Source organism: Bacillus siamensis, from assembly GCF_051628075.1.
GTDB classification, from domain to species: Bacteria; Bacillota; Bacilli; order Bacillales; family Bacillaceae; genus Bacillus; species Bacillus siamensis.
In genome coordinates, this window is record NZ_CP155579.1 from 2,185,039 (window position 1) to 2,209,568 (window position 24,530).

Here is a 24,530-nt window from a genome sequence, read left to right on the forward strand (position 1 = left end):
GAAGCCTCTGTCTTTCTTAAAATATGTAAACCTTTTCATAACAAGAGAAAAAGAAAGGCTGACGGCTTAGTACACCCAGTCGGCCATTAACTTTTGATACGGTACAAGCTCTTCCTGTTTAAAGAAAATGTCAATTTCCCGTTCAGCGCTTTCTAAGGAGTCTGAACCGTGAATGATATTTTTGCCGACAAACATGCCGTAGTCACCGCGAATCGTGCCTGGCAGTGCGTCTTTCGGGTTTGTTTTTCCGATCAGCTGTCTTGTGATCTCTACTACATTTTCCCCTTCCCATACCATTGCAAATACGGGTCCTGATGTAATGAATTCCACAAGCTCACCGAAAAACGGTTTCCCTTTATGTTCAGCATAATGGTTTTCAGCCATCTGTTCTGAAACTTGCATCAGCTTGGCTCCTGCCAATTGTAAGCCCTTACGCTCAAATCTCGATAAAATCTCTCCGATCAGCTGGCGCTGTACGCCGTCCGGTTTTACCATGATAAAAGTTTTTTCCATAAGATTCTCCACCCCATCATTATGTATAGGCTTTCAAGTTGCACACCGAAATCGTAACATCTTTCTGACAATTAATCAATCCAGGGCGGAGAATGTTCACATCTTGTTCGTAAAAGGATTTAAAATTTCCGTTTGCCGATATATTTGGCAATGGCGGCCAAGGATGAACGCGCACGTCCTCTCGGCAGCGTATTCAGCTTTTCAAACGCTTTTTTTAAGTATCTGTCACTGACGGCCATTGATTTTTCAATCGCATCTGTGCGTTTAATATTTTCAATAATGGGGGCGAGCTGCTCCTGTGTTGTTTCGCTGTTAATTAATTTCAGCTGATTTTTCAATTCAGGCTGACGCAGCGCGTACAAAACGGGCAGAGTGACATTTCCTTGCAGCAGATCTCCTCCGACCGGTTTTCCCAGCTCCTCTTCCGTTGAAGTGAAATCAAGGATATCATCAATAATCTGGTAGGACATGCCCACGTAATAGCCGAACCAATATAATGCTTTATGAATCTTTTCATCAGCTCCCGAAGCGATGGCGCCGAGCTGGCAGCTGACGGCGATAAGAAGCGCCGTTTTCCGTTTGATGCGGCGTAAATAGGTTCTGAGGTTTTGTTCCATATTATATTTATCTTTGATCTGTTCAATTTCTCCGAGGCATACTTCTACGATGGTTTTGGACAGGATCCGGTGGGCTTTCGGCTCATCCAGTCTCGTCATCATCTCAAGCGAGCCCGCAAGCATATAATCACCGGTATACATGGCGATGCGGTTGTCCCATTTGGCTTTAATGGTCGGTTTTCCTCTCCGCAGCTCGGCGTCATCAATGACGTCGTCATGCACGAGGGACGCCATATGAATCATTTCCAGCGTCACCGCAACATATTTTATTTTATTAATGTCATAGTCGCCGAACATGCCGGAAAGCAATACGAAAACAGGGCGGATCCGCTTGCCTCCTGCCTGAAGCAGATGGAGCCCGGCTTCACTCAGCAAGGGATAGTCAGACCGTACCGTCTGCTCAAGCTCCCTTTCGATCACATCAATATCATCATTTAAAAAAGAATAGGCCATTTTAAATTTCATATCATTCACCCAAACATCTGTATATTCATCATTTCCAGCCGATATGCGTAGCGGCCACTCCGCCGGTAAACGAATGGTATTTGACATTCGTCAGGCCCGCTTCTTCAAACAGACGCGCAAGCTCTTTCATACCGGGAAATTCTCTTGCTGATTCTTGAAGCCAAGAATATTCTTTATAGCTCTTCGCAAACATTTTTCCGAAGAAAGGCATGATGTATTTAAAATAAAGGAAATATGCCTGTCTGAAACCGATCATTTCCGGCTGGGATGTTTCCAGGCATACGACCTGTCCGCCCGGTTTGACGACGCGCCGCATTTCTTTCAGCACGGTCAGATAGTCGGGAACGTTCCGGAGTCCGAAGCCGATGGTGACAAAATCAAAAGAATCATCAGCGAAAGGAAGCTCCATTGCGTTTCCATGCAAAAGCTCAATTTGGCTGTAACCGCCCTCTTTTACTTTTTTCTCGCCGATGCTCAGCATATTTTTGCTGAAATCCAGCCCTTTGATTTCGCCGCTTTTTCCGGCAGCTTCTGCGAGGGCAATCGTCCAGTCAGCCGTCCCGCAGCAGACGTCAAGCGCTTTTGCGCCTTCTTGCACATTCATGATCTGCATCGTTTTGTCGCGCCATTTTTTATGCTGCTGAAAACTGATGACAGAGTTCATTTGGTCATAATTTTTATAGATTTTTTCAAACACGCCGTGTACGCGCTGTTCTTTTGACTCCTGCATGTTGATTACCCTTCTTCCACTTTCTGATGATATGTTTTGTCTTGGCTGATCGCTTTAAGCCGGTTCAGCATTAGATTTTGGATTGGTGAATTGAGCGGCAGCAGCGTTTCAATGCTTTGCTTCGCCTTTCGGAAGCTTTCTTCCAGTATTTCAGCCTTTGATTTCCCTGACTTTACAATATTGCCGATGACATCGAGAAATATAGCATTGCCGTTCATCAGCCGCTTATACACAAAAAAATCACTCGCCAGCTCTTTCCAGCGCGGAAGATTAAAGTGGTCTGACACTCTGTGAAACAGGGCCGCTTCCACAATCGCCATGCTTTCGATCAATTGGTTCAAGTCATTGACAGACCGATCGTACAGACGGATTTTATGCTCATTAATTTCTTTAATTGCCGTAGCGAGCGTCCGGATCATATAGATATCCTTCATTTCAGATAAAAGCGAATAATACAGTCCGCTGAAATAGTCGCCGGCAAGCACGGTGAGCTGCCGGTTTTTATTTTCGTCTCGCTTTAACGCTCTGGCTGTTGTCACTTCATCGTGGGTATCAAGGGCGCTTTGGACAAGCATCGCAGTTACTATGTAATTTTCTCTGTCGTTGTTCTTAATGTCCGCCTCTTCAAACAAAGCGTGAAAAAGAAGAAGCTTATCCTCATCGATTTTCGGCGCAGAAATATGTTTCGCTAAATAAGGATGAGACAGCTTTTGTTTTAATTTCGTATTTAAATTCGCTAAAGTTCCGTAGATGTCTTGCAAAAATATCACCCTTGTCCCCAAATTCACATTTATTCTAATATGTATGAGATTTACTCGTCATTATTATACGCAGGTATCATTATAGCATAAAAAAAAGAAATTGGCTGTATTCTCCCGCCGTTTGCGGGCATTTGGCAAAAGCGGGAAACAGCCGGCTTATTTTTTTTCGCTGTTCATTTCTCCGTAAGCGGTCTGGATGAGGGCGTTGCCTCTCACTTTGATGGCTGAAGTATGCTCTGTAAACTGAGCGATAATCACTTCACCTTTGTCCAGCTTTTCAGAATGGTGGAATTTCGTATCCGTTCCTCTCGTTAAACCGATGACGTTCACACCGTCCTCGACCGCTTTAATGACGACAAAATCACTTGAATGCTTTGAATTCATATCTGCACCCTCTATCATAATTAATCCGCACGTTTAATATGTTCTAACACTTCGGAACGCGCCGCAGCGTCCTCTTTAAAAATACCTCTTACAGCGGAAGTTACCGTTTTTGCCCCCGGCTTTCTTACGCCTCTCATCGTCATGCACATATGCTCAGCTTCAACGACAACCATGACGCCGTGGGGATCTAAGGTGTCTACGATGCTTTCTGCAATCGTTGAAGTAATGCGCTCCTGCAGCTGCGGGCGTTTTGAAACGGCTTCCACTGCACGCGCCAATTTACTCAGGCCTGTCACTTTACCGCCGCGCGGAATGTAGGCAATATGCGCTTTTCCGTAAAAAGGAACAAGATGATGTTCACACATAGAATGAAACGCGATATCTTTTACAAGAACAAGCTCCTCGTGGTCCTCGCCGAAAACGGTTTTGAAATGCTTTTTCGGGTCTTCATTTAACCCCGAGAATACTTCCGCGTACATTTTCGCCACACGTTTCGGTGTATCTAAAAGACCTTCCCGGTCCGGGTCTTCTCCTATCGCCTCTAAAATCTGGCGAACTGCCTGTTCAATCTGTTCTTTATTAACTTCTTTCATTGTCTGTGTCCTCCACCATTGAATACATTTAATTTCGATTCTAGCACATTTGACGCGCCAAAAGCAAAACGAAAGTCCTGCCCGGAGACCGAGGCTGCTTAAATATGAAAAGCCCCTTTATCAAGGGGCTTTTCTGTGAAGAAACAAAGTGTATGTATCAGATGCATACACGATCTATATTCACAATTATTTTCCTGCAACAGCGTCTTTAAGAGCTTTACCTGGTTTGAAAGCAGGTACCTTGCTTGCAGGGATTTCGATCTCTTCACCTGTTTGCGGGTTACGTCCTTTACGTGCAGAACGCTCGCGCACCTCAAAGTTACCGAAACCGATCAGTTGGATTTTATCACCATTTTTAAGTGCATCTAAAATCGTATCAAAAACAGAATCAACTGCTTTTGTAGCGTCTTTTTTAGACAATTCGCTTGCTTCTGCAACCGCATTGATTAGTTCTGTCTTGTTCATGCCTTTCACCTCCTCCCAAAAGGGTATCAATTCAGCAGTTTATTATCATTTCTTCACAGTTCAGCCTGATTCTAAACCTGTCTTATAAAAAATCAAAGCAGGGAAGAACAGACAAGTAAACGGCTTTCAAAAGAAAACAGACACTTTGAGGAATGTTTGTCCAACAAAGTGAAGATTTTCTGTAAGTAGAGTAACACATATAAAAAGCCATATCAAGCATTTTAAAGCCTCAATCCCTTGCTCGTCAAGGTTTTCGCGTGTTTTACCGAACAAATATTCCTTTTTTTGCTTTTTTCCTCCTAATCCTTGATTGATTTCCAGTATCTAAAAGACAAAAAAAGACCCCCCGTTTCAGGAAGAGGTCCTTCAGCTTACAAAATAATGGCGATCAGGCCGCCTGAGCCTTCGTTTATAATTCTCTCAAGCGTTTCTTTCAGTTTATATCTCGCATTTTCCGGCATGAGTGACAGTTTCGCCGAGATTCCTTCTCTTACGATCGAGCTCAATGATCTTCCGAAAATATCGGAGTTCCAGATCGAAAGCGGATCATCCTCAAAGTCCTGCATTAAGTAGCGGACAAGCTCTTCGCTTTGCTTTTCCGTCCCGATGATCGGCGCGAATTCACTTTCCACATCCACTTTGATCATATGAATGGACGGGGCGACCGCTTTCAGCCTTACTCCGAATCTTGATCCCTGTCTGATGATTTCCGGTTCATCAAGGCTCATATCCGTTAAGGCCGGGGCTGCAATGCCGTAGCCGGTCTGTTTCACCATTTTCAGCGCGTCTGAAACCTGATCATATTCCTTTTTCGCGTGGGCGAAGTCCTGCATTAATTCAAGCAGGTGGTCTTTCCCGCGGATTTCGACGCCCACTACTTCTTTTAAAATCTGGTCGTATAAATGATCCGGCGCGTATAAATCAATTTCTGCGACACCCTGGCCAAGTTCAATTCCGGCCAATCCGGCGCTTTCAATAAACTCAAATTCACTGAAGTGGCCGACAACCCGGTCGACGTCGCGCAGTCGTTTGATATCTTTTACGGTTTCTTTCACTGATTCCTGGTAACTCTCTCTGAGCCAGTGATTTTCTTTCAGCACCATGACCCAGCTCGGAAGGTTGACATTCACTTCCAGCACAGGGAACTCGTAAAGCGCTTCTCTGAGAACGCTTAACACATCTGTTTCCCTCATGCTTTCAACACTCATGGCGAGAACGGGGATATCATATTTCGCGCTTAATTCAGCTCTGAGCGCTTCTGTTTCCGGGTGGTACGGCTTCACCGAGTTGATGACCATAATAAACGGTTTGCCGACTTCCTTCAGCTCGTCAATAACTCTTTCTTCCGCTTCTACGTAATCGCCCCGCACAATATCACCGATTGAGCCGTCCGTCGTAATGACGACCCCGATTGTGGAATGTTCCTGGATGACTTTTCTCGTACCGATCTCCGCCGCTTCATGAAAGGGAATCGGTTCTTCGTACCATGGTGTATTGATCATTCTCGGGCCGTTTTCATCTTCATATCCCTTCGCACCGGGAACCGTGTATCCCACACAATCCACAAGACGGATATTGACGTCAAGCCCTTCCGCCACATGTACGGACATGGCTTGATTCGGAACAAATTTTGGTTCTGTGGTCATAATCGTTTTTCCTGCTGCGCTTTGCGGAAGCTCATCCTGCGCCCGCGCTCGGTCGGCTTCATTGCTGATATTCGGGAGCACCACAAGCTCCATAAATTTTTTAATAAATGTAGATTTCCCTGTACGGACAGCGCCGACGACTCCTAAGTATATATCGCCTCCTGTTCGTTCAGCGATATCCTTGAAAATATCGACCTTTTCCAAGTGATCCCCTCCCGGACTTCCTATCCTTATCATTTTTCATTCACCATTCTTCAATCAAATACAGGACACTATATGTGTATGACGTTGTCCTATTTCAATATGACATCTTTAGAAAATTTTCAGGCAATCTTTTCTATCGGAATCAAAAAAACCTTTCTCCCTATTTGTATGCGCGGGAGAAAGGTTCATTCCTGTTTCGTTTTACTTTCTAAAAAAACGGGTTCCTGTTTTTCATTTACGGTGTATGTGACTGAAAAGGCCGGGACGAAAGGCGTCTCTTTCCATAAAATATCCTGAATTTCCGCGCCCGGTCTGATTTTCTTTTTGTTTTCTTTCAGGCAGCGGGCGAGATCGACGCGATAGTCGGCATAGATTTCTCCGTCAGCGCCGATTAAAAGCGGAAGAGACGTGCCTGAAACCGGACTTTTGACTGAAGGAGTGTCTTTCATGCCGAGCTTTTTTTTATTTAAAGTGAACAGCCCTTTTGAAACGGCGCCCTCATAGGGCGGATATGTATGTTTTTCCTGATACATTTTAACACGCAGCTTCATGTCACGGATTGCCTCCGCCATTTGGAGATCGATCAGCTTCACGGTCGGCTTATTTTCCACATCGACAAGCACGTATTGGTACATTCCTCCGCTTTCAAAAGCTGATGCCGGCGGCTCCTCTATATATCTGGGCGCGAGCCGCTTAAAATCTATCGGATATTTTTGATAGATCGGTGTTTTCATATCTTTTGTCTGAATCGGCAGAAGTCCGCCGTTCGCCTTTTTAAACTCATCCACTGCCGCTTGAACCTGCTGAAGCTGATGCTTGTAAGATACTTTATTTTCGGTTTTTTCCGCTTCAGGATACAGACAGCCGGACAGCAGAAGCACCGCAAATGCCGTTATGACGGCCATTTTTATCTTATGCATGCCGCGCCCCCTTTTTTGCTTATTCATTGACAGGCCCGCTGAAAACGACCATTAACACGATCAATCCCGAGATGACCATGCAGGCATAAGCGAGCGAAGAAACTGCTGCTTTGATCAGCTTGTTTTTCACTTTGTACCTGCTGACATAAATAGAGGCCACCGCAACAAACATTAATCCCATAGCACCAAGCGCAAACCACATTTTCATCAATGCCACACTCACGTCCGTGCCCCCCATCCAATCATTGTAAGCGTTATATTTCATTTTAATATACAAATGTTGAAAAGATCAACAGGTTTTCCATCTATTGAAAAAACAAAAAAACTGAAGCAAAGAGGGGGACTTTGCTTCAGTCAAGTTGACTATATTCACCTATACGTCTGAGATACACTCTCTTGGACTTCGATGCTATAGTATGCGTAGATGCGTACGTCTGCATCCTCTTCTGCCTAAATCAGCAAATGTTTTAAGCGATTTCAGCCGGAGAGTTCTGCGTTTTGGACTTTCGTCATTTCAGAATATGCAGACGGCAAGTTATTGTCACTTCACCCGGTTTTCGAATGTGTTGACCAAGTCTTCCATCTCATGGGTTTTCACTCTGGCCATTAAAGATTCTACAGCCGTTTCTACCTTCTGCCCGTTAAATAACACTTGGTGCAACGCCTCTGTAATCGGCATTTTCACTTGGTATTTTTGAGAAAGCTGATACGCCGCTTTCGTCGTCCGCACCCCTTCAACAACCATTCCCATCTTGTCAAGGACAGCCTCCAGCTTGTACCCTTTACCGAGCAGGTTGCCGGCGCGCCAATTGCGGGAATGAACGCTCGTACACGTCACGATTAAGTCGCCTACGCCAGTCAGGCCGGAAAAGGTGAGAGGGTTTCCGCCCATCTTTGTGCCGAGTCTGGCGATTTCAGCAAGACCGCGGGTGATCAGGGCCGCTTTTGCGTTATCTCCATATCCCAATCCGTCTGTAATTCCCGCTGCCAGAGCGATGATGTTCTTTAACGCTCCCCCTATTTCAACACCGATCATATCCGGATTGGTATAGACACGGAAATGCTGGTTCATAAATAGATCCTGAACCGCTTCTGCAGCCTCGATATTTTTTGAAGATGATGTAACAGTCGTCGGGTGTCTCAATCCGACTTCCTCAGCGTGGCTCGGCCCTGAAAGAACGACGATGTCTTTTCTGTACTCCTCAGGCAGCTCCTCTTCCATTAATTCTGAAATGCGGAGAAGCGAATCCGGCTCAATTCCTTTGCTGACATGAACAAAAATCGACTGTTTCGGGATGTAAGGCAGAGCCTTTTTCAGCACTTCCCGAATGGCTTTTGTCGGAACTGCCACAATGATGAAGTCAGCTCCTTTTAAAGCCTCGCTTAAATCAGTTGTGCCGATGATAGAGCTTGACAGCTCCACCCCCGGCAGATAATCTTTGTTTTCATGCAGTCCGTTGATTTGATCGATCAATTCGGCTCGGTGTCCCCACATCATGACCTGATGTCCGTTATCAGCCAGCACTAAAGAAAGTGCAGTGCCCCAGCTTCCCGCTCCAAGCATTGCCACTTTTTTCATCTCTGTATCACACCTTTTTATTTTCTTGCTCTTGCAAATATTTTAATTGGCGTACCTTCAAATCCGAAAGCATCACGGATTCGGTTTTCTAAAAAGCGTTCATAAGAAAAATGCATCAGTTCCGGATCGTTGACAAAAACAACGAAGCTCGGCGGTTTAACAGCAACTTGAGTCGCATAATAAATTTTCAGACGGGAGCCATTGTGCGTCGGAGTCGGATTCATGGCGACCGCATCCATGATGACGTCATTTAAGACATTTGTCTGCACGCGGAGAGAGTGGTTTTCACTCGCTTTAATAATCGCAGGCATGAGTGTATGAATCCGCTTTGTCGTCAGTGCCGACATGAACAGTACCGGCGCATAGTCGAGAAATTGGAAATGCTCTCGTATATTCTGTTCAAATTCTTTCATCGTGCGTTCGTCCTTATCAACGGCATCCCATTTGTTTACGACGATGACGACGGCTTTTCCTGCTTCATGGGCATATCCGGCGATCCGCTTGTCCTGCTCAAGGATGCCTTCTTCAGCGTTCAGTACCACGCCGACGACGTCTGAGCGGTCAATGGCTTTTAATGCCCGAAGTACGCTGTATTTTTCTGTTGTTTCATATACTTTTCCCTTTTTTCTCATGCCCGCCGTGTCAACAATCACAAATTCCTGCTGGTTATAAGTGAATGCCGTATCTACAGCGTCTCTCGTCGTTCCCGCCACGTTGCTCACGATAACCCGCTCTTCGCCGAGCATCGCATTGACAAGAGAGGATTTTCCGACATTCGGACGGCCGATCAGGCAGAATTGAACGACATCATCATTATACTTCGTTTCGGGAATGTTTTTAAAATGCTCGGCACAAGCATCGAGCAAATCTCCCAATCCCAAACCGTGAGTACCGGAAATCGGATAAGGCTCTCCAAAACCGAGCGCGTAAAAGTCATAGATGTTCGCTCTCATTTCGGTATTATCTAATTTATTAACGGCTAATACGACCGGTTTTTTCGTCCGGTACAATATTTTTGCCACTTCTTCATCCGCAGACGTCACACCTTCGCGGCCGTTCACCATAAAGATGATCACATCAGCCTCGTCCATGGCGATTTCGGCCTGCTGGCGGATCTGTGTCAGAAACGGTTCGTCTCCGATGTCAATTCCGCCCGTGTCTATCAGGTTAAAATCATAATTCAGCCATTCCGCCGAACTGTATATCCGGTCCCGCGTCACTCCGGGGGTATCTTCTACTATTGAAATTCTTTCACCCGCAATCCGGTTAAAGATTGTGGATTTTCCCACATTCGGTCTTCCGACAATGGCTACGACAGGTTTACCCATAGTACCCTTCCTTTCAATCCAGCCGCTTACATTTTCACAAAAATTGTTCAACCGGTTATTAAAAATCATCTTCGCTATGAAAAGAACCCTTCAAACAGAAGGGCTTAACTCATTTATTATATCAGTTTTTACCGAGAGCACAATGTATTCTTCGAAATGTTTCGCATTCATGCAACAGTCTCCGTCCGTTTTCAAGACATTTTGGTGGCCCCTTTGCCCTGCTTTTTGCTTTTTTGGCCGATGCGTGCGGCAAGCTGTTCATAGGTAGTCAGCCCGATAAGCAGAATCACTCCCGCCGAGCAGCCTGAAAGCCATTGATAGCCGCCGACGGCTGCCGCGCCTGCAATTTTGTGAATGACCGCCGAATACAATAACTCTCCCTGGCACATGCCGAGAACATAAAGGCAAAGCCTCTCAGGAAATCGCCCCTCAACAGAAACCGTAATAACGGTAAGCAGTATGACAGCCGCCCACTCAGGTTTTATGATAAACCAAACGGGATCATATAATGCAAAAAGAAAGATAAAGCCGTACGCTGCAGCAGCCGTCAGATGAATCAGGACATAACGGAGCCGCTTATGCATGCCGAGGCTCCCCGCGTAAACAAATGCCGCAGCAAAAAACATGACATATGCCGCGTTCAGTGTAAAATAAGCGGTCATCTGATGTATGCTTGCCATCATATTAGTCAAAATAAAGACTGATACGTAAAAACGGCTTTTCGTTTTGGCAAAAATAAAAGTCGCAAGTATCCATAAAAACCACATCGACCAGTAATAATAAAACGGTTCCATAAATCGCTCCTCCTTTGATCAGTATGGAGCGGGAACGCATTTTTTAAACCAATTATCCTGAAAGGAGCGGATGATGATGGGAAAAGACAGACAGGAGAAAAAACTGAAAGCCTCCCGCCGGGTGGAATCGGACCGCGACGATTCGATTCACCATAAAGGAGCGACAAGCCTCGAGCAAAACGGGGAATTCCGAAAAAGAAAATCGTAAAGCAAAAAAGGCATGCGGGTCCGCATGCCTTTTAACGTCTGCTGAAACGGGATGTGTCAATTCCCCGTTCAGAAAGCCAATGATGTGTGTCACCTTTTATAACCAAAGGCGCCTTTTGCAATTGGGCGACCGTTTGACACCCAAGGACCGTCATAATCATTTTCAGCTCTTGCAAAAGCGCCGTCATCTCGTCAAAAAGGGCCTCTTCTCCTTTTGAGGTGAGAGCTTTCAGGAATGTGCCCGCCATTCCCGCGCAGCATGCGCCGAGAGCAATCGATTTGGCGACATCCAGCGCACTTTGCAGCCCTCCTGATGCGATAATGGATTGATCAGCGGAAAGCGAACGGATTTCCGCTAAACTTGCGGCTGTAGAAATTCCCCACGTGTTAAAAAATTGAAGCGCCTTCTCTCTGCGCAGATTTTCAATTTTAGAGAAATTTGTTCCGCCGTATCCGCCGGCATCAACAGCCGCCGCCCCGGCATCAAATAACCGCCGTGCCGATTCCCTGCTCATGCCGAAGCCGACTTCTTTGACAAAAACGGGCACTCCCGCTCCATCGGCAATCCGCTCAATGCGGCTGAGGGCGCCCGTAAAGCTTCTGTCTCCCTCAGGCATGACGATCTCCTGAATCACATTCAAATGAATCTGGAGGGCGTCTGCTTCAATCATATCAACTGCCCTTTTCGCCTGCTCGGCGTCCGCCTCGCTGCCTAAATTCGCAAATATTAAACCGTCCGGATTCTCTTTTCTGACGATTTCGTAGGAATACCGCTCAGCGGGATCTTTCAGTGCCGACATTTGCGAACCGACAGCCAGCGGCATGCCGGATTTGCGCGCGGCTCTTGCCAGTGACCTGTTAATTTCGTATGTAAGCTGTCCGCCGCCTCCTGTCATCGCATTGATAAAAATCGGCGAACTGCTTGTGAGTCCGCCGATTTTCGTTGAGATATCCACTTTTTCCAATGCAAGGTCTGGCAGGCTGACATGAACAAACGTAATATCATCAAACCCCGTTTCCCGGCTTTGACCGGTAGACAGCGCATGATTTATATGTTCTCTTTTTCGTTCTGCTCGTGTCACGTTTTATCACCAATTTATTTTAATTTATTAAGCTTGTCCCCGATTAAATCGCCAAGCTGGAAGCCTGTGCTCGGCTCTTCTTTCGCCTGGTATTGACGGAAGTCCTCCTGATCGGCTTTCGGCGCTTCTTCAAGCTCACGCATGCTTAAGGAGATGCGTTCTTCGCTTTCGTTAACGTCAAGGACTTTCACTTTAACAGTCTGTCCTTCTTCAAGCACTTCATGCGGCGTTCCGATATGTTTATTGGAAATTTGCGAAATGTGCACAAGTCCTTCCACGCCAGGAAGAATTTCCACAAAGGCGCCGAAGCTTACAAGGCGCTGCACTTTTCCTTCAAGCACATCCCCCTGCTTCACCTTTTCGCCGATCTGGCTCCAAGGTCCCGGCAGCGTTTCTTTAATAGATAAAGAAATACGCTCGTTATCGCGGTCTACGGACAATACTTTCACTTTTACGTCCTGTCCCTCTTCCACGACGTCAGACGGTTTTTCGACGTGTGAATGAGACAGCTGCGAAATATGAACAAGTCCGTCGATTCCGCCGATGTCGACAAACGCGCCGAAATCAGTCAGGCGCTGCACTTTTCCTTCAAGCACGCTTCCAACTTCAAGCGTTTGGAGAAAATCATGCTTTTTGGCTGTCTGTTCTTTTTCCACTACAGCCCGGTGTGACAGAATCACACGGTTTTTATCACGGTCAAGTTCAACGACGATAAGAGAGAGAGTTTTCCCTTTATAGTCAGTGAAATCCTCGACGAAATGAGCTTCGACAAGTGATGCAGGAATGAAGCCGCGAACGCCGATATCAACGACGAGACCGCCTTTCACCACATCTTTCACTTCAGCTTCAAACACTTCTTTTGTTTCGAATTTTTTTTCAAGGTCTTCCCAAGCGCGGTCAGCATCAACGGCACGTTTAGATAAAATCAAAGCATCGTCTTCCACTTTTGTTACTTTCAGGTCAAGCTCGTCGTCAACTTTTACGACATCCGATGCTTTCTCTACATGAAGACTTGATAATTCACTGATTGGAATGATCCCGGATTGTTTGACATTGATAATTTCGACATCTACATGCTTGTCCTCTACCTTTGTCACAATCCCTTTTACTACATCTCCAACCTCTGGCACTTGAACATCAATTTGATTCATTTCCTCTGTCATTTGAATAACCTCCTTGGTCCAAACCTACACAGCTTAATTAAAACGGTTTGAAAGCTGAACATGTGAATGTCCGCTTTTCAGCCGAATATGTATTAAAGAATCATCCAAAAAAAGATTTTGAATGATCAATAAAAAGTTTTATTAGTATTAACTTCTAATAAAAGGACTGGTTTGTCAAGCAATAACATCTTGTCTTTTGAAAAAAATTAAAATGAGCTCCGCCCGATGTTAACGTGATTTCTGTTCAACGATCTCCAGAATTTTTCCTGCGACCTCAGGAATGCTCAGTGACGTCGTATCGATTTCAACCGCGTCGTCCGCTTTGCGCAGCGGGGAAACTTCCCTCTCTGAATCGAGTTTATCGCGTCTTGCAATTTCTTCAATGAGCGTCTCGTAATTCACGTCATAGCCCTTTTTCTTATTCTCTTCATATCGGCGCTTCGCTCTTTCTTCAACGGACGCCAAAAGGAAAATTTTCACTTCCGCATCAGGCAGCACGTGAGTTCCGATATCACGGCCGTCCATGACGACGCCGCCCTTTTCTCCGAGCTGCTGCTGTCTTTTCACCATTTCTTCTCTGACGCCTTTATGCTTGGCGGCGATTGATACTTGGTTGCTGACTTCGTCTTTTCGGATTTCTTCTGTTACATCTTCACCGTTTACCAGAACGATTTGTCCTTCCGGAGCGGATACAAGCTCAATTTCCGTACGCTTCAAAAGCTCTGTGAGCGCGGCTTCATCCGTTAAATCGGCATTTTGCTTGAGCGCCGTATATGTAATGGCACGATACATCGCTCCCGTGTCAATGTACACATATGATTTTTTCTCAGCCACTATTTTAGCAACGGTGCTTTTTCCGGCAGCCGCCGGACCGTCGATTGCAATTGATAATTTCTTGTCCATAATCTCTCTCCTTGCTCTTTACTCCTCTATGGATTGTATCATGAACTGTCCGAAAAGGGGCGAAAAAATTGAGACGATTTACCGCTTTAACGTTTCAATCCATTCTTTTTTCTCCATTTTATCCACTCCTTCATATTTCACAGCTTTCGAAATATAAGGTTCAATAGGCTGATAATGAAGCAAAAACTGTACGGCGCCCAAAATAACGAGCTGAATGCAGACCAATTTGACCAGCAGACGTTCAAATGTTTTCATACACGCGCACCTCCATTAGGATTAGTATGGAAAAGTGCGCTTCAGTTTATTCCGGCAGACGGTTTCTTCTCTGCTGCAGCTGCATGCGCATACAGTATCGGAGTATATGCTGCTGAGACGCGGGGTCGATGTCTGTAAATTCAAGCGTCATTTTTCGTTTCGCCGCCTTTTCATCATAAAAAACCCGCTGGGTAACGGCCTCGGCCGTTATATCCGCTGTATTTTCCTTTTCGGAGAGAGTGAACGAAACATACAGCTTTTCACCCGGTTCCGCGGAAATATATTCAGGCAGCACAACTGCAATTCCGCCGGCGCTCATATTAGAAGAAACCGTTTGAAAGGCGTTTTTTTCCGCTTTCATTTTGACGGCTACATCCAATACAGCGTCTGCACGGACGTACCGGCGTCTTTGAATCCGCTTCATTTCTTCCTTTGGAGGAATATCCAGTCCGATCATCGGGATGGGATCTTTTTTCTTTCCTTTGATTATGGTTTTAAATTGATAAGGCACTTGGCCGTTCCCCATACATTCAGCTGTTATCTCCAACCCTTTGTGCAAAAAGACCGTCCGTCCCGTATCCAGATCGACGGGATATGAGATGTACAGTTCACCGCTTTCAATACTGACTGCTTTGCTCCTCGCTTTTTTGCACTCATTGTTCTCTATGTATTCAATCCAAATATAATTTCCGACAGCTATCATAGGCCTTCACTCTTTCATTATTTATGCTTTTATTAAAGCATGTAATGAAAAAAAGGAAAAGACTTTTAGTCCTTTCCTCCTTTATTTTTATAGGTCTTTGTATATAGGTTCTGCACTTTTTAATTTTTCTATTTTTTCTTCTTTTCCGTCGTCCGCATTGATGAACATTTGATATGTGTCTTTCCCGATCGTCCCGAGCATTTCATAGCAAAGCACTTCCTGTCCGAGTTCATTCGTGATCAGTGCCTGCCGCGTCTCCCGGACTTCAACATTTTTATTCAGCTTCGCTTTCGCTTCATCAGCCGATATAGCCGGAGCCGGAATTGTTCTCGTGCGGTGCGCCGCCAAATAATCACGCGCGGAGAAGCCGACGACTTCACCGTCATCCAGCGCCACCTTCATCCGGATGGCTTCCGGATAAATACGGACGTTTTTCTCAATGGGAATAAACGAGAAGACGCCGATGTTGTTATATTGCGCGCTTTCATCAATTTCGAGATTTTTTGTTTCATAACCGTTTTTCTTTAAAAACGCGACGGCCCGGTTAGATGCTTCATTGAGGCTGATCTTTTGTTTCTTCACGGCCCGCTTTTGAATTAAATAGACCGGATGTCCGCCTTTTTGGGTAATATCCATATAGATAAAAGACTTGCTGTCGGCGTCTTTCATGCGGATGCTGTATACGTCCCGATTCGTCTTCCGGCCGCTTTTGACCACTTTAATTGAATAATTATGATCAGGCGCAAACCGTTGCGCGATTTTGACCGCTTCTTTTTCTGTAATTTGTTTTCCTTTCAGATGCGTAAAACCTTTTCTTTCTGTATTTGCGCTTGTAAACGTAGGGCTGGTGCTGTCTTCAGAAAAAGCGCCTACATTTTTTTCGACTGTTTTAAAGCTGTCGACGATCGTATTATCGCTTTGTTTTTTGTCAGAGGCGAGCGCCATCTCAACATCCATCCACCGCAGATTTTTGCTCATGACGAGATGCTGAACGCTGCGCAGCTGGTTTTGAATGTTCTCCGCCTGTTTGTACAGGCTGTTCAGTGTTGTATATTCTTTCTTATCGAGCGGTTTTTGATCTAAATCCCGGACAGATGTTTTATAGCTGAAATCTCCTATGTTGGATAAAAATTCTTCCGTCTTATTAAAAGGCATGAGAGTCAGCGGCAGCTGGCTCACATTGTTATGAGCTTCAGATGTTATTCTCCATACATCAATGAGCGCCGGAGACAGAGATTTTTTACTGTTCATAGCAAGCGTCGTCCCGATTTTGTCGTGAAGCTGATCTACATGGTATGTCAGTTCATGAAATGCCCTCTGATAATTATTTTCCGCATGCAGAAGGACCGCATCTTTTTCCTGATGCTCTTTATATCCCCAATACCCGGTTGCGGCGATCGCGACACCGAGAACAGCGATAATGATTCCTCTAATCATGTTAACACCTCATTTTTCGTACTTTTACTCACAGAAAATGTGTTTTCCGATCTGTTTAATCTGCGGACGTCCCCAAATCCATTTGCTTGTCGCCGTATCAGGATTGAAATAATAAAGCGCGTTTTCAGAAGGGTCCCAGCCGTTAATCGCATCAAGAACCGCTTCTTTTGCTCTTTCATTCGGCTGCATATATATTTGGCCGTCGGCAACAGCGGTAAACGCGAGCGGTTCGAAAATGACGCCGGCCACCGTATTCGGAAATAACGGACTTTTAATACGGTTTAAAATAACAGCGGCGATGGCAACCTGTCCTTCAAACGGCTCACCGCGCGCTTCCCCGTACACAGCCTGCGCCAGAAGATTGATGTCGTTGTTTGAGAAACCGCCCGGCATATTGGCCGCTGTCGTATTTTGCTTTTGATTTGAATGACCGCCTGTATTGTTTTGCGGTTTTTGAGCGGGCTTATTCGTTCTAGCAGACTTCTGGGCGCCGGCTGACGGTTTCGTTTGGTTTTTTAAAGGAACGTTGCCATAATGGGTGAACGTATTTCCTTTTTGAATCTGCTCCATTACATATTCGCGGTAGTATTTTGATTTTGAAATCAGCACCTGCTTGGTTTTCGCGCCGACGAGGCCGTCAACCGGCTTCATGCCGAATTTCTCCTGAAAATTCCGTACGGCCCAGTATGTCGTCCAGCCGTAAACACCATCGATTTTCCCGTTATAAAATCCGTTATATTGCAGACGGGCCTGCAATTCTATAACATCATCACCCGTTGCGCCTCTTTGAATCACTTGATTTGAAAACGCATGGGCCGTTTCATGATCGAAGATAGCGGCGGCGAATGAAAATAGAATAAGACAAGCCATAAGCGCTCCTTTACACTTCATCTTTTCAAGCCTCCTCCAGCAAAATTTAAAGTGTACCCGTATTGTCTGTCACGAGGTTATTTTTATGCACGTTTCCTTCTTATCCCCTGTCAAGGCATAAAAAAGAAACCGCACGCGGCGCGCGGTTTCTTCATACTTGGATTATATTGACGGAACGTGCTTTTTTTGCCTTCCTCAGCCCAAACCACCATAAAAACAGCATAAACGGCAGCATATAATATACCCAATGATTGAGGGCGGTAAGAATAAAATCGTAAGAACCATGCAGACATGAAGGCACAACCAGTGAAATCACTAGCCACTTCACGCGGGCTTTTTTCTGCGAAAAGCGGGCTTTTCCAAGATAAAACCCCATGATCACCCCGATCAGCGCGTGGCAGGAGACCGGCAGAATCGCCCTGATGAAAGCATGCTCAACACCGTGGCCGAATAAATAAAGGATATTTTCAAGCGTCGCAAAGCCTAATGACACACTTGCCCCGTAAACGATTCCGTCATAATGCTCATCAAAATGAGCATGCGGGTACACACTGATCATCAGAACAAACCATTTCACCGACTCTTCCAAGAAGCCCGAAGACAAAAACGAAACGAAAAAGCTTCCTCCCCCTACATGCTCTTTTTCAAGAACATACTGGATGAACATGGTCGGAAACACAAGTACAACTCCGAGAAAAAAAGACCTCAGCACCATATGTACGGGTTCATTATCATATTGATCTTTTAAATAAAAATAACTTAACAGCGCAATGCCGGGAGCAATTCCTGCAGAGATGATTGCAAACATCAGGCAACCTCTTTCCTGTATATTCCTATATCTATCGTACCATGTTGTTTATATTTTTACATCTTCCAATTTCTAAAAAAGAGCATATGAATGATCATATGCTCTCTGCACCCAGCCGTTTTGAAATTTCGTTTGCGATCAAGCCGCCGTGAAAACGGCCGTTCTCGATAAAAATTTCATTGGCGTTATTTCCCGCTGCAATAACCCCGGCAATAAAAACACCATCAACATTTGTTTCCATCGTTTCTTCCCGGAAAAACGGCCGGCCTGATTCTGCATCAATCTGCACACCGATTTTTTCAAGAAATCCGTGATCGGGATGATATCCTGTCATGGCAAATACAAAATCGTTTTTCAGCCTGACCGTCTCATTCCGGCCGGAGCGGAAAATGATCTCATCTTCCGTCACTTCTTCAAGACAAGCGCCGAATTCCATCCGGATTGTTCCGTTTCTGACGAGGGCCTCAAACTCAGGCAGAATCCACGGCTTGATGCTCGGGGAGTACTCATTTCCTCTGTAGAGCACCGTAACGCGCGCGCCGGACTTCACCAATTCCAAAGCCGCATCTACACTCGAGTTTTTCCCGCCGATCACCGCGACATCTTTATCAAAATAAGGATGGCCTTCTTTAAAGTAATGAAATACCTTTGGAAGCTCTTCACCCGGTATGTTCATATAATTCGGATGATCATAATATCCTGTCGCGATAATACAAAACGGAGTGAGATAGCGGTCTTTTGACGTTTCGACAAGAAAACGGCCGTCTTCTTGTTTCGTGACGCGCTCCACCGTTTCAAAGGCGTTTACACGAAGCTCTTTTCTTCTGACAACCTCTCTGTAGTACGAGAGAGCCTGTATTCGGACCGGTTTTCTGTTTTCCGTTATAAAGGCGACATCGCCGATCTCCAGTTTTTCACTTGAACTGAAAAAAGTTTGATGTGTCGGATAGTGATAAATGCTGTTTACGACATTTCCTTTTTCGATAACAAGGGCGTTTACGCCAATTTGCTTCAGATGTATAGCCGCCGATAATCCGCAAGGACCTCCGCCTATTATAATTGCTTTTTCTTCTGTCATGTCCTTCAACTCCTGCGATTTGGCATTTCCATCATAAGTTTCCACTCATATAAAAAATCTCCTATATTATCATAGGAGATTTTTTTTGTTTATGCAAACGATTGGTTTATATCCAGCCTCTGAAACGCGAAGCCTCCGCCATTTTCCGCACGCCGACCATGTAAGCCGCAAGCCTCATGTCAATCCGGCGGTTTTGGGACATTTCATAAATATTATTAAACGATTTTACCATCATATTTTCCAGTTTTTCTTCGACTTCTTCTTCACTCCAGTAGAAGCCCTGGTTATTTTGAACCCATTCGAAATAAGAAACCGTCACACCTCCGGCACTCGCCAGAACATCGGGAACCAGCAGCGTTCCTTTGTCTGTCAGGATTTTCGTTCCTTCCAGTGTCGTCGGTCCGTTTGCAGCTTCTACTACGATTTTCGCTTTGATGCGGTCAGCGTTTTCTTCTGTAATTTGGTTTTCGATCGCTGCCGGGACCAGTATATCACAGTCAAGCTCAAGCAGCTCCTGATTCGTAATGGTGTCATTGAAGAGCTTCGTCACTGTGCCGAAGCTGTCTCTGCGGTCAAGCAGATAATCAATATCAAGACCGTCCGGATCGTAAAGGCCTCCGTACGCGTCAGAAATTCCGACAACTTTCGCGCCGGCGTCATGCATAAATTTTGCCAGATAGCTGCCCGCGTTTCCGAAACCTTGTACGACGACGCGCGCGTTCTGAATATCGAGGCCTTTTTTCTTGGCCGCTTCTTTAATGCAGATGGTGACGCCTTTTGCCGTAGCTGATTCCCTGCCGTGGGATCCGCCGAGTACAAGCGGTTTTCCCGTAATAAAGCCGGGTGAGTTAAATTCATCAATTCGTGAATATTCATCCATCATCCAAGCCATAATCTGCGAGTTTGTAAATACGTCAGGCGCCGGGACGTCTTTAGTCGGTCCGACAATCTGACTGATTGCTCTGACGTATCCTCTGCTCAGTCTTTCAAGCTCTCTGAATGACATATTTCTCGGATCACAAACAATTCCGCCTTTACCACCGCCATAAGGAAGATCAATAATGCCGCATTTTAAACTCATCCAGATAGAAAGTGCTTTCACCTCTTTTTCAGTTACATTCGGGTGAAAACGAATACCGCCTTTTGTCGGACCTACGGAATCATTGTGCTGCGCACGATAGCCTGTAAATATTTTCACAGACCCGTCATCCATCCGAACCGGAATTTTAACCGTTAATAATCTGAGCGGCTCTTTCAGCAGTTCATACACTTCTTCTGGATACCCCAATTTTTCCAGAGCTTTATGTATTACGGTTTGGGTTGATTTTAATACATCATGTTTGTCTTCTTCATTATGACCGGTGAATCGATCGGCTGCCATTTGAGTTAACCTCCTAAAATCTTCTGTTTCTCTCATGCTCCCTTTCAGTGACTAGTATACACCTTCAATATCTCCGTGCATAGGAGAAAGACAATGATTTTTTCCATAATTTCGCTCAAAAAAAAACGGCCGCTGAAAACAGCAGCCGTTTCATCTTTTTTATGAAAAATGTTTCTGGATGGTCTCTACAGCATTGCCGTCCATGATGAGTTTTCCGTATTCATGGAGCCTGTAAATCGTGATCGTCGCCGGATGCCCGTATTCGGCCAGCACCGAGACAACGCCTTCGGCAGAACGGGAGCCGAGGTCTTCAAGACTTACATAGTATTGGTTCTCATAGTGGTAGACGGTTCCGCCGGTAATCCCGATGCGATGAAGGCTCCCGGCAAGCTGAATGATATCTTCAAACGAATGGAACTGATAAATAATATCCGGGCTTTCGTCAAGTTTGACCTGCATCTCGATATAATCATCGTCATATTCGTCATCTTCTGCGTCCGCGTCATGATTTTTCGTTACAATCACAACCATGCCTTGTGCCTGAAGAGAATATACTTCCACCGCGATCGGACCATTCGCTTCAAAGCCGAGCTCTGTATTTGCTTCATTCATCATATCTTTAAATAACTGGTGGACTTTAAACGAGTCCTTCCAGAGGTCTTCTTTTGTCAATCCCCGATCAGTGAGATCGTCGAGGGTTAAAAAGATTTTAATCTTATTATAGTTCAGACGCTCAAGCCGCATAATGTTCCCTCCTGCCTCTTCTTGCACACAAATCATATAACACAGTATATGAATAAATGAGTCATAGGTTCTTAATTTGTTATCAGTTTACACCGTGTACAGCGGGAAGACAAGCAGAATGCCGTTTTTTATCGGAACGGCCGGGTTTGTTTCAGGAAAACGGCTCATCAGGTCCGCACAGCGTAATGATATGCGTCTCCGGTTTCGCTCCGAGTCTCAGCGGAACTTTTGTCGTGCCGTAGCCGTTGCTGATCAGGTAATGCGCTTTCTTTACCGTGCCCGTCCCGCCCAACTCATACGGCCCGAACCGGCCGAAACGGATTTGGCCGCCGTGCGTATGGCCGCTGAACACGGCATCAATTCCGTCAGACTCATTCATCTGTTCATGGATTTCCGGGTTATGGCAAAGCAAGAGATTTACTTGGTTTGCATCCGTATGTCTGACCGCAGATTCGTAATCATCCATCATCATCCGGATATCATCCACGCCGCAGATCGTAACGGTTTCCCCTTTATAAGCAAACTGAACCGATTCATTTCTCAGCGGAATCACTTTATATGCCCTTAAAAGAGAGAGCAATTTTTGCTGGCTGACCTCGTAATCATTATTTCCCCACACATAAATGACAGGCGCAAGAGCCGTCAGACGCTTGATGTTTTCTTCAATTCTGGCGTAAGGAACTCCGCCCTCCGCCAAATCACCGCCGAGCAAAACCGCATCCGGCTTATAAACCGATGCTTCCCAGAGAAGCTTTTCATCAATTAAACGGCGGTGCACGTCAGATATAAAGAAGATGGTGAGCGGCTTCATCCCTTTCATTTTATCAAGCGTAAATGTATGTGTTTTCAAATGGCTGCCGTTTGCCGTTTTGTACATGACGGCCGCCATAACTGCAGCAGCTCCCGCCAATGAGCCGAGAATTCCCGCTGTAAGCTTCATAAAATGCACTCTCCATTCTGTCATTGTCTTACATTAGACGGACAAACAAAAAAAGACGTTTCTATCCTTTCCGGAAAACGCCTCTTTTTATTTGCTTTCAAAATAAAGATTGATATCATACCGATGTTTCATTAAGTGAAAAACGGATTCTCTCGCCCGCCATTTTTCCGGCTGGGGCCATAAATCCGTGCTTTTTTGGATAATTTCACATCTCAGTTTATGAAATTCTCCCTCAGCTTTTTCTTCCTTTTTTTTAAAATAATAAGAAGTGCAATACGCAAAAGCGGAAGCCATAATCCAGCACAAATAAACCGTATGGCCTAATATTTCCTGCAGAATCAGCTGCGGAGAAGCTTGAGGGGCATTAAAGCTTTTAAAAATCAGCAGTACGCACATCAGGGAAAAGCAAACAAGGGACGCCCACTGCCATCTTCGGCATTGCGCGGCATAATTTTCGTATTTTAATTTCCTTTTAACCAGTGCCTGAAGCATTTGTTTCGTCGGTCCGTCAGCAAATCGGTCTAATTGCTTCCATAAAGAATCCATGCGCTTCACACCTTGTCCGTTTTCATTGATACACTATATGAAAGCCGCGGTGAAAATATGTATTTATTCGGACAGCGGAATGTTCAGAACCTGGCCGGTATACACATCGTTTCCGTTTAACCCGTTGTAGCTGCGGATTTTTTCTTCGCCCGCCCGGCTTTTATAATATTTCATTGAAATGCGGTAAAGCGTTTCTTTCGGCTGTACAGTATGCTGGACGGTCCGCACTTTTTGCCGGACGGTTCCGGCTTGATCACTGCCGGCAGCCGGAACCGCTTTTTCACGGACAGCCGGCGGAGACTGCTGTTTGGCCTCCGCGTATTCGGTTTCTGTCGGCGTCACCACCTGTTTTTCTGAAGCCGTTTCCGTTTTTTCCGGTGTTTTTTCAATCGGTTTTTCTTTCGTTTTTTCAGATGCGGCCGTTTCTTTTTTTTCTTTGGCCTCAGGCTTTTTTTCCAGCTCTTTTAAAAGAGCGGTTTTGGATGTTTCTTTCTGAACGTCCCCTTTCGGAGTAACGGCAGGCGCGCTTTCACTGTGATCTATGAAGACATCTTCATAATCCTTCGGGTCAAATCTGCTGCTGTTCGTCATATACAGAAGACCGAAAAAGACACCGATTGTCACAATAATAAACAGAACGGTCAGGAAAGTGAACAGCGGTGTTTTTGTTTTGGTTTTTTCCTTCACCTGCTCTTCCTTTTTTTTACGCTCCTCTTTTACAGATTGTCTTGTCGGGAGGCTGTCTTCAAGATATTCAATTTGTTCATCCGCGGCCGCGGCAACCTGCTGCTCGGCACGCAGCTGAGCTTTTCTTCTTTCAACTCTTGACATTTCCGTCATGCAAACCCCTCCTCACATATTGAAAACGGATTTGACAGGCAAATACCGCATCAATAATAAAATGCGCTGTAACCGGAACGAATAAATTGCCGGTCCATTCATAAATAAGTCCCAGCAAAAGACTGATGCCCGCAACCATAATAAACAGAAGCCACTTCGCCAAGTATCTGAAATGAAGCACGGTGAAAATCAAGCTGGCGGCCCATAAACCGATATGTGTCTGCAGGACGCCTCTGAATAAAATCTCTTCGCTGAACGAAATGAGAAGCGTCAAAAACAAAATGTGCAAAACCGGCCTGTTCTTAAAAAGCAATGTATTAATACCGCCGTCATCATATAAATGCGAAGGACACCATTTCATCACCGCCAGATCGGCAAAAATGACAAGGACGGCAAGAGTTACACCGTACCATATGATTTTATCGTCACGTATATGCCACAGCTTTAAAAAATCGTGAACATCGGTGAAAAAGAAAAAGCCGATAACGGCTGAAGCCGCCAATATGAGCAATTGGGTAACATAAAGCTGTATGACAATCTCCCGGTCTGAGAGCTGATGGATCAATTCGCTTTG

The 24,530-nt window shown here is 45.3% G+C and carries 29 protein-coding genes; 1 reads left to right on the forward strand and 28 read right to left on the reverse strand.

The window, feature by feature from the left end; translation table 11 throughout:
* Positions 1 to 66 precede the first annotated feature (66 nt).
* From ndk to ABDB98_RS10705, 13 genes are all read right to left on the reverse strand, one after another.
* On the reverse strand, positions 67 to 513 hold the full coding sequence (gene ndk / locus ABDB98_RS10645; RefSeq protein ID WP_003153455.1) for a nucleoside-diphosphate kinase: 447 nt from the start codon (positions 511 to 513) through the stop codon (positions 67 to 69).
* 119 nt (positions 514 to 632) lie between these two features.
* The gene (hepT, locus tag ABDB98_RS10650; protein ID WP_016939103.1) at positions 633 to 1,595 is read right to left on the reverse strand and encodes a heptaprenyl diphosphate synthase component II; all 963 of its coding nucleotides are present in this window, start codon (positions 1,593 to 1,595) and stop codon (positions 633 to 635) included.
* Between the two features lie 28 nt (positions 1,596 to 1,623).
* The gene (gene menG, locus ABDB98_RS10655; RefSeq protein ID WP_045925472.1) at positions 1,624 to 2,325 is read right to left on the reverse strand and encodes a demethylmenaquinone methyltransferase; all 702 of its coding nucleotides are present in this window, start codon (positions 2,323 to 2,325) and stop codon (positions 1,624 to 1,626) included.
* Between the two features lie 5 nt (positions 2,326 to 2,330).
* Positions 2,331 to 3,086 (reverse strand): heptaprenyl diphosphate synthase component 1, encoded by a 756-nt coding sequence (gene hepS, locus ABDB98_RS10660; RefSeq protein WP_016939105.1) that lies wholly within the window; start codon positions 3,084 to 3,086, stop codon positions 2,331 to 2,333.
* Positions 3,087 to 3,242: 156 nt separating this feature from the next.
* Positions 3,243 to 3,470, reverse strand: a complete 228-nt coding sequence (mtrB, locus tag ABDB98_RS10665; RefSeq protein ID WP_003153449.1) for a trp RNA-binding attenuation protein MtrB — start codon at positions 3,468 to 3,470, stop codon at positions 3,243 to 3,245.
* 20 nt (positions 3,471 to 3,490) lie between these two features.
* A complete protein-coding gene (folE, locus tag ABDB98_RS10670; protein ID WP_438420132.1) occupies positions 3,491 to 4,063 on the reverse strand; it encodes a GTP cyclohydrolase I FolE in 573 nt (190 codons plus the stop codon).
* A 186-nt stretch (positions 4,064 to 4,249) separates the two neighbouring features.
* Positions 4,250 to 4,528 (reverse strand): non-specific DNA-binding protein Hbs, encoded by a 279-nt coding sequence (gene hbs, locus ABDB98_RS10675; protein WP_003153447.1) that lies wholly within the window; start codon positions 4,526 to 4,528, stop codon positions 4,250 to 4,252.
* 371 nt (positions 4,529 to 4,899) lie between these two features.
* Entirely contained in the window at positions 4,900 to 6,378 is a 1,479-nt protein-coding gene (gene spoIVA / locus ABDB98_RS10680) for a stage IV sporulation protein A (protein WP_438420133.1), read from the reverse strand.
* 185 nt (positions 6,379 to 6,563) lie between these two features.
* Positions 6,564 to 7,298, reverse strand: coding sequence for a hypothetical protein (locus tag ABDB98_RS10685; RefSeq protein WP_438420134.1), 735 nt, complete (start codon positions 7,296 to 7,298; stop codon positions 6,564 to 6,566).
* Positions 7,299 to 7,317: 19 nt separating this feature from the next.
* The gene (locus ABDB98_RS10690) at positions 7,318 to 7,521 is read right to left on the reverse strand and encodes a DUF2768 domain-containing protein (protein ID WP_003153435.1); all 204 of its coding nucleotides are present in this window, start codon (positions 7,519 to 7,521) and stop codon (positions 7,318 to 7,320) included.
* Positions 7,522 to 7,839: 318 nt separating this feature from the next.
* Positions 7,840 to 8,877, reverse strand: coding sequence for an NAD(P)H-dependent glycerol-3-phosphate dehydrogenase (locus ABDB98_RS10695; RefSeq protein ID WP_438420135.1), 1,038 nt, complete (start codon positions 8,875 to 8,877; stop codon positions 7,840 to 7,842).
* 17 nt (positions 8,878 to 8,894) lie between these two features.
* A complete protein-coding gene (gene der, locus ABDB98_RS10700) occupies positions 8,895 to 10,205 on the reverse strand; it encodes a ribosome biogenesis GTPase Der (RefSeq protein ID WP_016939109.1) in 1,311 nt (436 codons plus the stop codon).
* A 191-nt stretch (positions 10,206 to 10,396) separates the two neighbouring features.
* Complete coding sequence (locus ABDB98_RS10705) at positions 10,397 to 10,999, reverse strand: YphA family membrane protein (protein ID WP_438420136.1); 603 nt, start codon at positions 10,997 to 10,999, stop codon at positions 10,397 to 10,399.
* A gap of 76 nt (positions 11,000 to 11,075) precedes the next feature.
* On the opposite strand from ABDB98_RS10705, the gene ABDB98_RS10710 reads away from it, so the two are divergent.
* On the forward strand, positions 11,076 to 11,207 hold the full coding sequence (locus tag ABDB98_RS10710; RefSeq protein WP_003153429.1) for a YpzI family protein: 132 nt from the start codon (positions 11,076 to 11,078) through the stop codon (positions 11,205 to 11,207).
* 31 nt (positions 11,208 to 11,238) lie between these two features.
* Here the strand turns inward: ABDB98_RS10710 and fni are convergent, their stop codons facing one another.
* The 15 genes from fni to ABDB98_RS10785 form a co-directional block, all read right to left on the reverse strand.
* Complete coding sequence (gene fni, locus ABDB98_RS10715; protein WP_438420137.1) at positions 11,239 to 12,288, reverse strand: type 2 isopentenyl-diphosphate Delta-isomerase; 1,050 nt, start codon at positions 12,286 to 12,288, stop codon at positions 11,239 to 11,241.
* A 14-nt stretch (positions 12,289 to 12,302) separates the two neighbouring features.
* The gene (rpsA, locus tag ABDB98_RS10720) at positions 12,303 to 13,451 is read right to left on the reverse strand and encodes a 30S ribosomal protein S1 (protein WP_045925476.1); all 1,149 of its coding nucleotides are present in this window, start codon (positions 13,449 to 13,451) and stop codon (positions 12,303 to 12,305) included.
* A 228-nt stretch (positions 13,452 to 13,679) separates the two neighbouring features.
* Entirely contained in the window at positions 13,680 to 14,354 is a 675-nt protein-coding gene (gene cmk / locus ABDB98_RS10725; RefSeq protein WP_016939114.1) for a (d)CMP kinase, read from the reverse strand.
* A gap of 78 nt (positions 14,355 to 14,432) precedes the next feature.
* Positions 14,433 to 14,609, reverse strand: coding sequence for a YpfB family protein (locus ABDB98_RS10730; protein ID WP_438420138.1), 177 nt, complete (start codon positions 14,607 to 14,609; stop codon positions 14,433 to 14,435).
* Between the two features lie 46 nt (positions 14,610 to 14,655).
* On the reverse strand, positions 14,656 to 15,312 hold the full coding sequence (locus tag ABDB98_RS10735) for a flagellar brake protein (protein WP_438420139.1): 657 nt from the start codon (positions 15,310 to 15,312) through the stop codon (positions 14,656 to 14,658).
* Between the two features lie 87 nt (positions 15,313 to 15,399).
* Positions 15,400 to 16,749, reverse strand: a complete 1,350-nt coding sequence (gene ypeB, locus ABDB98_RS10740; RefSeq protein ID WP_438420140.1) for a germination protein YpeB — start codon at positions 16,747 to 16,749, stop codon at positions 15,400 to 15,402.
* Positions 16,750 to 16,773: 24 nt separating this feature from the next.
* Positions 16,774 to 17,640: a spore cortex-lytic enzyme gene (sleB, locus tag ABDB98_RS10745; protein ID WP_438420141.1), complete on the reverse strand. Its 867-nt coding sequence runs from the start codon at positions 17,638 to 17,640 to the stop codon at positions 16,774 to 16,776.
* A 130-nt stretch (positions 17,641 to 17,770) separates the two neighbouring features.
* Positions 17,771 to 18,427 (reverse strand): glutamic-type intramembrane protease PrsW, encoded by a 657-nt coding sequence (gene prsW / locus ABDB98_RS10750; protein WP_045925478.1) that lies wholly within the window; start codon positions 18,425 to 18,427, stop codon positions 17,771 to 17,773.
* A gap of 94 nt (positions 18,428 to 18,521) precedes the next feature.
* Positions 18,522 to 19,505, reverse strand: a complete 984-nt coding sequence (locus ABDB98_RS10755; RefSeq protein ID WP_016939120.1) for a YpdA family putative bacillithiol disulfide reductase — start codon at positions 19,503 to 19,505, stop codon at positions 18,522 to 18,524.
* Between the two features lie 106 nt (positions 19,506 to 19,611).
* A complete protein-coding gene (gene gudB / locus ABDB98_RS10760) occupies positions 19,612 to 20,886 on the reverse strand; it encodes an NAD-specific glutamate dehydrogenase (RefSeq protein ID WP_016939121.1) in 1,275 nt (424 codons plus the stop codon).
* 159 nt (positions 20,887 to 21,045) lie between these two features.
* The gene (locus tag ABDB98_RS10765) at positions 21,046 to 21,630 is read right to left on the reverse strand and encodes a genetic competence negative regulator (protein WP_060964877.1); all 585 of its coding nucleotides are present in this window, start codon (positions 21,628 to 21,630) and stop codon (positions 21,046 to 21,048) included.
* Between the two features lie 151 nt (positions 21,631 to 21,781).
* Positions 21,782 to 22,570 (reverse strand): metallophosphoesterase, encoded by a 789-nt coding sequence (locus tag ABDB98_RS10770; RefSeq protein WP_438420142.1) that lies wholly within the window; start codon positions 22,568 to 22,570, stop codon positions 21,782 to 21,784.
* A gap of 87 nt (positions 22,571 to 22,657) precedes the next feature.
* A complete protein-coding gene (locus ABDB98_RS10775; RefSeq protein ID WP_016939124.1) occupies positions 22,658 to 23,116 on the reverse strand; it encodes a YpbF family protein in 459 nt (152 codons plus the stop codon).
* A 63-nt stretch (positions 23,117 to 23,179) separates the two neighbouring features.
* Positions 23,180 to 23,956, reverse strand: a complete 777-nt coding sequence (locus ABDB98_RS10780) for a LysM peptidoglycan-binding domain-containing protein (RefSeq protein WP_438420143.1) — start codon at positions 23,954 to 23,956, stop codon at positions 23,180 to 23,182.
* Positions 23,934 to 24,521: a CPBP family intramembrane glutamic endopeptidase gene (locus ABDB98_RS10785; protein WP_047475711.1), complete on the reverse strand. Its 588-nt coding sequence runs from the start codon at positions 24,519 to 24,521 to the stop codon at positions 23,934 to 23,936. Before ABDB98_RS10785 ends, ABDB98_RS10780 begins: the two co-directional genes overlap by 23 nt.
* Positions 24,522 to 24,530 lie beyond the last annotated feature (9 nt).

Coding starts and splice junctions, on each gene's coding strand:
- rpsA (WP_045925476.1), bottom strand. CDS start 13,451: ATGACAGAGGAAATGAATCAAATTGATGTTCAAGTGCCAGAGGTTGGA.
- ABDB98_RS10755 (WP_016939120.1), bottom strand. CDS start 19,505: ATGACAGAAGAAAAAGCAATTATAATAGGCGGAGGTCCTTGCGGATTA.
- ABDB98_RS10710 (WP_003153429.1), top strand. CDS start 11,076: ATGGGAAAAGACAGACAGGAGAAAAAACTGAAAGCCTCCCGCCGGGTG.
- ndk (WP_003153455.1), bottom strand. CDS start 513: ATGGAAAAAACTTTTATCATGGTAAAACCGGACGGCGTACAGCGCCAG.
- ABDB98_RS10695 (WP_438420135.1), bottom strand. CDS start 8,877: ATGAAAAAAGTGGCAATGCTTGGAGCGGGAAGCTGGGGCACTGCACTT.
- ABDB98_RS10770 (WP_438420142.1), bottom strand. CDS start 22,570: ATGAAGCTTACAGCGGGAATTCTCGGCTCATTGGCGGGAGCTGCTGCA.
- cmk (WP_016939114.1), bottom strand. CDS start 14,354: ATGGACAAGAAATTATCAATTGCAATCGACGGTCCGGCGGCTGCCGGA.
- ABDB98_RS10730 (WP_438420138.1), bottom strand. CDS start 14,609: ATGAAAACATTTGAACGTCTGCTGGTCAAATTGGTCTGCATTCAGCTC.
- hepT (WP_016939103.1), bottom strand. CDS start 1,595: ATGAAATTTAAAATGGCCTATTCTTTTTTAAATGATGATATTGATGTG.
- hbs (WP_003153447.1), bottom strand. CDS start 4,528: ATGAACAAGACAGAACTAATCAATGCGGTTGCAGAAGCAAGCGAATTG.
- ABDB98_RS10775 (WP_016939124.1), bottom strand. CDS start 23,116: ATGGATTCTTTATGGAAGCAATTAGACCGATTTGCTGACGGACCGACG.
- ABDB98_RS10705 (WP_438420136.1), bottom strand. CDS start 10,999: ATGGAACCGTTTTATTATTACTGGTCGATGTGGTTTTTATGGATACTT.
- prsW (WP_045925478.1), bottom strand. CDS start 18,427: ATGTTTGCAATCATCTCTGCAGGAATTGCTCCCGGCATTGCGCTGTTA.
- ABDB98_RS10780 (WP_438420143.1), bottom strand. CDS start 23,956: ATGACGGAAATGTCAAGAGTTGAAAGAAGAAAAGCTCAGCTGCGTGCC.
- mtrB (WP_003153449.1), bottom strand. CDS start 3,470: ATGAATTCAAAGCATTCAAGTGATTTTGTCGTCATTAAAGCGGTCGAG.
- der (WP_016939109.1), bottom strand. CDS start 10,205: ATGGGTAAACCTGTCGTAGCCATTGTCGGAAGACCGAATGTGGGAAAA.
- gudB (WP_016939121.1), bottom strand. CDS start 20,886: ATGGCAGCCGATCGATTCACCGGTCATAATGAAGAAGACAAACATGAT.
- ABDB98_RS10735 (WP_438420139.1), bottom strand. CDS start 15,312: ATGATAGCTGTCGGAAATTATATTTGGATTGAATACATAGAGAACAAT.
- ABDB98_RS10765 (WP_060964877.1), bottom strand. CDS start 21,630: ATGCGGCTTGAGCGTCTGAACTATAATAAGATTAAAATCTTTTTAACC.
- menG (WP_045925472.1), bottom strand. CDS start 2,325: ATGCAGGAGTCAAAAGAACAGCGCGTACACGGCGTGTTTGAAAAAATC.
- folE (WP_438420132.1), bottom strand. CDS start 4,063: ATGAAAGAAGTTAATAAAGAACAGATTGAACAGGCAGTTCGCCAGATT.
- ABDB98_RS10685 (WP_438420134.1), bottom strand. CDS start 7,298: ATGCATAAGATAAAAATGGCCGTCATAACGGCATTTGCGGTGCTTCTG.
- ypeB (WP_438420140.1), bottom strand. CDS start 16,749: ATGATTAGAGGAATCATTATCGCTGTTCTCGGTGTCGCGATCGCCGCA.
- sleB (WP_438420141.1), bottom strand. CDS start 17,640: ATGAAGTGTAAAGGAGCGCTTATGGCTTGTCTTATTCTATTTTCATTC.